Source organism: Variovorax sp. 20P10.2.4 (genome assembly GCF_058244205.1).
This window is the reverse complement of record NZ_JBZAYE010000483.1, coordinates 1-5,684: the sequence shown is the minus strand read 5'-3', so window position 1 is coordinate 5,684 and position 5,684 is coordinate 1. Positions and strand designations below refer to the sequence as shown.

Below are 5,684 nucleotides of genomic sequence, written 5' to 3'. Positions count from 1 at the left end.
GCATGGAAGCCCAGGTGCGGCACGCGCTGCGCGGCCGGGGTGCCGGCCAGCCGCGCCACGTCCACCAGGTCGGCGATCACGGCCGAGGCGGTCTGCTCCGAGCCGGCACCGGCGCCGTAGTACATCGTCACGCCCGAGGCATCGCCCTTGACCATCACCGCGTTCATCGAGCCGTTCACATGCGCCATCAGGTGCTCGGCGGGCACCAGCGCGGGCTGCACGCGCAGCTCGACGCCCTCCTCGCGGCGGCGCGCCACGGCCAGCAGCTTGACGCGAAAGCCCAGCTGCTCGGCGCAGGCCACGTCCAGCCCCTGCAGCGCCGTGATGCCCTCGGCCTGCACGTCGGCGAAGCGCAGCGGCATGCCGAAGGCATTGGCCGCGAGCAGCGTGAGCTTGTGGGCCGCGTCGATGCCCTCGATGTCGAAGGTCGGATCGGCCTCGGCATAGCCGAGCGCCTGGGCCTGCGCGAGCGACGCGCCGAAGTCCAGGCCCTCGTCGCGCATCTTGCTCAGGATGAAGTTGGTGGTGCCGTTGACGATGCCCGCCACCCATTCGATACGGTTGGCCACGAGGCCTTCGCGCAGCGCCTTCACGATCGGGATGCTGACCGCCACCGCGCCTTCGTAGGCCACCGCCACGCCGTGGCGGCGCGCGGCCTCGAAGATCTCGCCGCCATGCTCGGCCAGCAGCGCCTTGTTGGCCGTCACCACGTGCTTGCCGTGGGCGATCGCGGCCAGCACCCAGTCGCGCGCCGCGCCGGTGCCGCCGGCCACCTCGACCACCACGTCGAGCTCGGGATGGGTCGCGACGCGCATCGCATCGTCGGTGAGCGCCACGCCCTCGCCCACGATGCCGGCGGCGCGCGCGAGGTTGCGCGCGGCCACGATGACGATCTCGATGCCGCGGCCGGCGCGCGCGGCGATCTGGTCGTGGTTGCGTGCCAGCACGCGGAAGGTGCCCGAGCCGACGGTGCCGATGCCGATCATGCCCACGCGCAGCGGGCGCATGGCCTGGCTGGGCACGACGGTTTCGAGGGACTGGACGGGATCGCGGTACATGGGCTTCTCCAAACGACAAAAACAAAAACCCAGCTGCCAGAGCTGGGTTTCATTCGTTCGGGGGAAGAGCGATCACCAGGTGGCTGCCGGAACGGCCACCTGCGCGTGCTCAGGTGGCCGCGGTGGTAATGGTGGTAATCATTCGTGCATCCATTGCCCGGTCGGTCCGCGTGGAGGCGGACGGCATCATGCGGCCCATGCGGGCGGCGCTCGATGCGAAGGCGGGGAGGAAACACGACATGGGGCCGGAGTGTACAGGACGCCTCAGGCCGGCTCGGACTGGACCACGCGCGGCATGGCCGAGAGGCGCCCCTCGAGCCACACGCTGTAGCGCGAGAGCCCGAAGCACAGCAGCCAGTAGATCGCCGCGATGAACAGGTAGCCCTCGAGGTAGAACGGCCGCCAGGTCGGATCGCCGCCGAGCGACAGGCCGAGCGCGCCCGTGAGCTCGAACAGCCCCACCACCGTGACCAGCGAGGTGTCCTTGAGCGTGCCGACCACGTTGTTGGTCAGCGCCGGCACGACCAGCCGCAGCGCCTGCGGCAGCACGATGTCGCGCTGCACCGGCCAGCGGCCGAAGCCCAGCGCCATCGCGACCTCGGTCTGGCCGCGCGGCACGGCCTGCAGGCCGCCGCGGATGATCTCCGCCAGGTAGGCGGCCACGAACAGCGACAGCCCGGCCAGCACGCGCACCAGCACGTCGGGCTGCCAGCCCGCGGGCCACAGCAGCGGCAGCAGGAACGAGGCCATGAACAGCACCGAGATCAGCGGCACGCCGCGCACCAGCTCGATGTAGCTTGCGCAGAGCGTGCGCACCACCGGCCAGCCCGAGCGGCGCCCGAGCGCCAGCAGCAGCGCGAGCGGAAAGGCCAGCGCCAGCCCGACCACCGCGAGCCCGATGGTCAGCGGCAGGCCGCCCCAGCGGTTGGTCGGCACGTGGCTCCAGCCGAACACGCCGCCGCGCATCAGCAGCACGAAGGCCGCGAGCGCCAGCAGCCACAGCGCCGGCAGCCACCAGCGCCAGCTGCGCGGCCAGGCGCTGAGCACCGTGACCGCCGACAGCAGCGCGACCGCGATCGCGGGGCGCCACTGGTCTTCGTAAGGGAAGCGGCCGAACAGCATCGGCCGCCATTTCTCGGCCACCACGCCCCAGCAGGCGCCGTGCTGCACCGCTCGGCAGGCCTCGGCATCGGGGCGGAACACCGCGTGCACCACGGCCCAATCGACCAGGTGCCAGCCGGCCCAGGCCAGCAGCGCCGCGAGCAGCAGCGTGGCGAGCGTGCGCAGCGGCGAACCCCAGAGTTCGTGCCGCCAGGCGATCGGGCCTCGCACGACCCTCATCGCCAGCCCCGCAGCGCGACGCGCGCGTTGTAGCGGTTCATGCCCAGCGAGATCACGAGCGACAGCAGCAGGTAGACCGCCATGATGATCGCGATGCACTCGAAGGCGCGGCCGTTCGCGCCGATGGTGGTGTTGGCCACCGACACCAGCTCGGGATAGCCGACCGCCACTGCGAGCGAGGAGTTCTTGACCAGGCTCAGCACCTGGTTCGTGAGCGCCGGCACGATCACGCGCAGTGCCTGCGGCAGGATCACGATGCGCAGTTGCTGCACCGGCGAGAAGCCCATCGCCTGCCCCGCGAGCACCTGCCCTTGCGACACCGACAGGATGCCCGCGCGCACGATCTCGGCCACGAAGGCGGCCGAGTAAAACGACAGGCCCGCGACGATGGTCACGTACTCGGGGCTCAGCGCCGCGCCGCCGTTCACGCCGAAGTCGCCGCGCTCGGGCCATTCGAGGTGCGTGGGCCACCAGCCGCCCTCGCCCGCCACCGGCCACGGCACGCTGAGGCCGCCCTTGCTGAGCCACACGCCCGGCAGCAGCCGCACCGGCTCGGTCGGATCGGGCAGCAGGTTCGCCATCACGAAGGCCAGCATCAGCAGCTGCACCAGCAGCGGCACGTTGCGCAGCAGCTCGACGTAGGCGGTGCAGATGCCGCGCACCAGCACGTGCGGCGCGAGCCGACCGATGCCGATCAGGGTGCCGAGCAGCACCGAGAAGACGACCGCCGGCACCGCGGCGCGCACTGTGTTGACGAGGCCGGCGAGGAAGGCCCGCCACGATGGCTGGCTGGCCTCGAAATCGAGCCAGCCCTCGCTGATCGCGAAGCCCGCGGGCTCGGTGAGGAAGTCGAAGCCCGAGCGCACGCCGCGCGCGCGCAGTACCTCGAGCGCGTGGTGCACGACCCAGAAGGCGCCGGCCACCACGGCCAGCACCAAGAGCACCTGCACGGCCCAGGCCAGCCAGGCCGAGCGGCGCGCGCCGCCCGCGGCCCGAAGGCTCATCGCACCGGCGGTGCGTAGATCAGGCCGCCCTTGCTCCAGAGGTTGTTGGAGCCGCGCGGCAGCTTCAGCACCGACTTCGGTCCGACGTTGCGCTCGAAGATCTCGCCGTAGTTGCCCACGGCCTTGATCGCGCGATAGGACCAGTCCTTGTCGAGGCCCAGCAGCTTGCCGAGGTCTTCACCGGCGCCCAGCAGGCGCTGCTGCGCGGGGTCCTTGCTCGAGGCCTTGAGCTGTTCGGCGTTGGCCTCGGTGATGCCGGCCTCTTCCGCTTCGATCAGCGCGTTGGGCACCCACTTGGCGATCGCGAACCATTCGTCGTCGCCGCGGCGCACCAGCGGCGCCAGCGGTTCCTTGGAGATCAGCTCGGGCAGGATCAGGTAGTCGTCGGGGTTCTGCGCCTCCTTGTTGCGCAGGCCGGCGAGCGCCGAGGCATCGGTGGTGAAGGCCTGGCAGCGGCCCGAGAAGAAGGCCTTGAACGAGGCCTCGAAGCTCTCGAACACCACGGTCTTGACGGGGATGTTCTGGGCCCGGAAGTAGTCGGAGACGTTCTTCTCGTTGGTGGTGCCCGACTGGGTGCAGATGGTCGCGTTCTTCAGTTGCTTGGCGCTCGTGACCTTGAGCTTCTTCGGCACCAGGAAGCCCTGGCCGTCGTAGTAGGTGATGGTCGTGAAGTTGAAGCCCAGCGAGGCGTCGCGCGTGAGCGTCCAGGTGGTGTTGCGCGCGAGGATGTCGATCTCGCCGGCCTGCAGCGCCGAGAAGCGCTGCTGCGAATTGAGCGGCACGAACTCGACCTTCTTCGCATCGCCGAGCACGGCCGCGGCGATCGCGCGGCAGGTGTCGACGTCGAGGCCCGACCAGTTGCCCTGCGTGTCGGGCGCCGAGAAGCCGGCCACGCCATTGGTCACGCCGCACTTGACGCTGCCGCGCTGCTTGACCGCATCGAGGGTCTTGCCGGCGAAGGCGGGCGCGGCGGCGACCAGCGCGGCGGCGGCCGCGGCCAGGGCGAAGGCGGATCGAAATCGGGGCGTCATGGGTGGGTTCTCCTCAAGGGTCGCGGTCTGCGGTGGGGGTGTCTGCGCAAAGGCAAAAAGGCAGTGTACGAGGCGGCGCGCTGGGCCGCCAAAGAACAGGCGGTTGGATGCATATGCGAAGTCCGCGCAGGCACGACGGTCGCATGCGCGGATGCATGCCGTTTCTTCACTACCATACGGCCCTCGCAACATTTCGAACCATCACCGAGGAACCCCGACCATGTTCAAGTCCGACGACACCGGCAAGCTCATTCTTCGCGTCGCCCTGGGCATCTTCATCCTTCTGCACGGCATCGCCAAGGTGACCAAGGGTGTCGACGGCATCGGCGGCATGCTGGCCTCGCATGGCCTGCCGGGCGTGCTGGCCTACCTGGTCTACGTGGGCGAGATCGTCGCGCCGGTGCTGCTGATCATCGGCCTCTACACGCGGCCCGCAGCGGCAATCGTGGCGATCAACATGCTGGTGGCGATCTGGCTGGTGCACCGCAAGGACCTCGGCGCCCTCAACGGCCAGGGTGGCTGGGCGCTCGAACTGCAGGGCATGTTCCTGTTCTCGGCCATCGCGCTCGCGTTCACGGGTGGCGGCCGCTTCGGGCTCAACAGCAAGTAGTTCGGGCCACGCGACCGGGCCGCGGGCCCGGTCCGCCGCTCAATCGTCGTCGGCCGCATCGAGGCCCGGGAACAGCACCTCGGTGTAGCCGAAGCGCGAGAAGTCGCGCACCCGCATCGGATAGAGCTTGCCCAGCAGGTGGTCGACCTCGTGCTGCACCACGCGCGCATGGAAGCCGCTGGCCGTGCGGTCGATCGGATCGCCATAGGGATCGAAGCCCGTGTAGCGGATGTTCGAGAAGCGCGGCACCACGCCGCGCAGTCCGGGCACCGACAGGCAGCCTTCCCAGCCCTCTTCCTCGGCCTCGCCGATCGGCGTGATGACCGGGTTCAACAGCACGGTGCGCGGCACTGGCGGGGCGTCGGGGTAGCGTGGGTTCACGACATCGGTGCCGAAGATCACCAGCTGCAGGTCGACGCCGATCTGCGGCGCCGCGAGGCCGGCCCCGTTGACCGCATGCATGGTCTCGAACATGTCGCGCACCAGCAGGTGCAGTTCATCGGTGTCGAAGGCGGTGACCGGCTGCGCGATGCGCAGCAGGCGCGGATCGCCCATCTTGAGGATTTCGTGGATGGCCATGGCGCGGATTATCGCGAGGGCCCGTGGGCCGCGCAGGCGGGCGCGCCGCGCCCACCCGGCG

6 protein-coding genes are annotated in these 5,684 nt (G+C 70.0%); 1 reads left to right on the top strand and 5 read right to left on the bottom strand.

Annotation, left to right across the window (positions count from 1 at the left end; all coding sequences use genetic code 11):
* From AC27VN_RS30840 to AC27VN_RS30825, 4 genes are all read right to left on the bottom strand, one after another.
* Positions 1-1,058: homoserine dehydrogenase (locus tag AC27VN_RS30840; protein WP_490879020.1), on the bottom strand; the 1,058-nt coding region annotated here is incomplete at its 3' end.
* A 264-nt stretch (positions 1,059-1,322) separates the two neighbouring features.
* Positions 1,323-2,399, bottom strand: a complete 1,077-nt coding sequence (locus AC27VN_RS30835; protein ID WP_490879019.1) for an amino acid ABC transporter permease — start codon at positions 2,397-2,399, stop codon at positions 1,323-1,325.
* Positions 2,396-3,403 (bottom strand): amino acid ABC transporter permease, encoded by a 1,008-nt coding sequence (locus tag AC27VN_RS30830; RefSeq protein WP_490879018.1) that lies wholly within the window; start codon positions 3,401-3,403, stop codon positions 2,396-2,398. Before AC27VN_RS30830 ends, AC27VN_RS30835 begins: the two co-directional genes overlap by 4 nt.
* Positions 3,400-4,434 (bottom strand): amino acid ABC transporter substrate-binding protein, encoded by a 1,035-nt coding sequence (locus AC27VN_RS30825; RefSeq protein WP_203201111.1) that lies wholly within the window; start codon positions 4,432-4,434, stop codon positions 3,400-3,402. The genes AC27VN_RS30830 and AC27VN_RS30825 overlap by 4 nt, the downstream gene beginning before the upstream one ends.
* A 220-nt stretch (positions 4,435-4,654) precedes the next feature.
* On the opposite strand from AC27VN_RS30825, the gene AC27VN_RS30820 reads away from it, so the two are divergent.
* Positions 4,655-5,044, top strand: a complete 390-nt coding sequence (locus tag AC27VN_RS30820; RefSeq protein WP_093342144.1) for a DoxX family protein — start codon at positions 4,655-4,657, stop codon at positions 5,042-5,044.
* 39 nt (positions 5,045-5,083) lie between these two features.
* Here AC27VN_RS30820 and def read toward each other — a convergent pair whose 3' ends face one another.
* The gene (gene def, locus AC27VN_RS30815; protein ID WP_057596930.1) at positions 5,084-5,623 is read right to left on the bottom strand and encodes a peptide deformylase; all 540 of its coding nucleotides are present in this window, start codon (positions 5,621-5,623) and stop codon (positions 5,084-5,086) included.
* Positions 5,624-5,684: the final 61 nt, after the last annotated feature.

Bases quoted from the DNA above. Each gene is read 5' to 3' on its own strand.
- AC27VN_RS30830 (WP_490879018.1), bottom strand. From the start codon at position 3,403: ATGAGCCTTCGGGCCGCGGGCGGCGCGCGCCGCTCGGCCTGGCTGGCC.
- def (WP_057596930.1), bottom strand. From the start codon at position 5,623: ATGGCCATCCACGAAATCCTCAAGATGGGCGATCCGCGCCTGCTGCGC.
- AC27VN_RS30835 (WP_490879019.1), bottom strand. From the start codon at position 2,399: ATGAGGGTCGTGCGAGGCCCGATCGCCTGGCGGCACGAACTCTGGGGT.
- AC27VN_RS30825 (WP_203201111.1), bottom strand. From the start codon at position 4,434: ATGACGCCCCGATTTCGATCCGCCTTCGCCCTGGCCGCGGCCGCCGCC.
- AC27VN_RS30820 (WP_093342144.1), top strand. From the start codon at position 4,655: ATGTTCAAGTCCGACGACACCGGCAAGCTCATTCTTCGCGTCGCCCTG.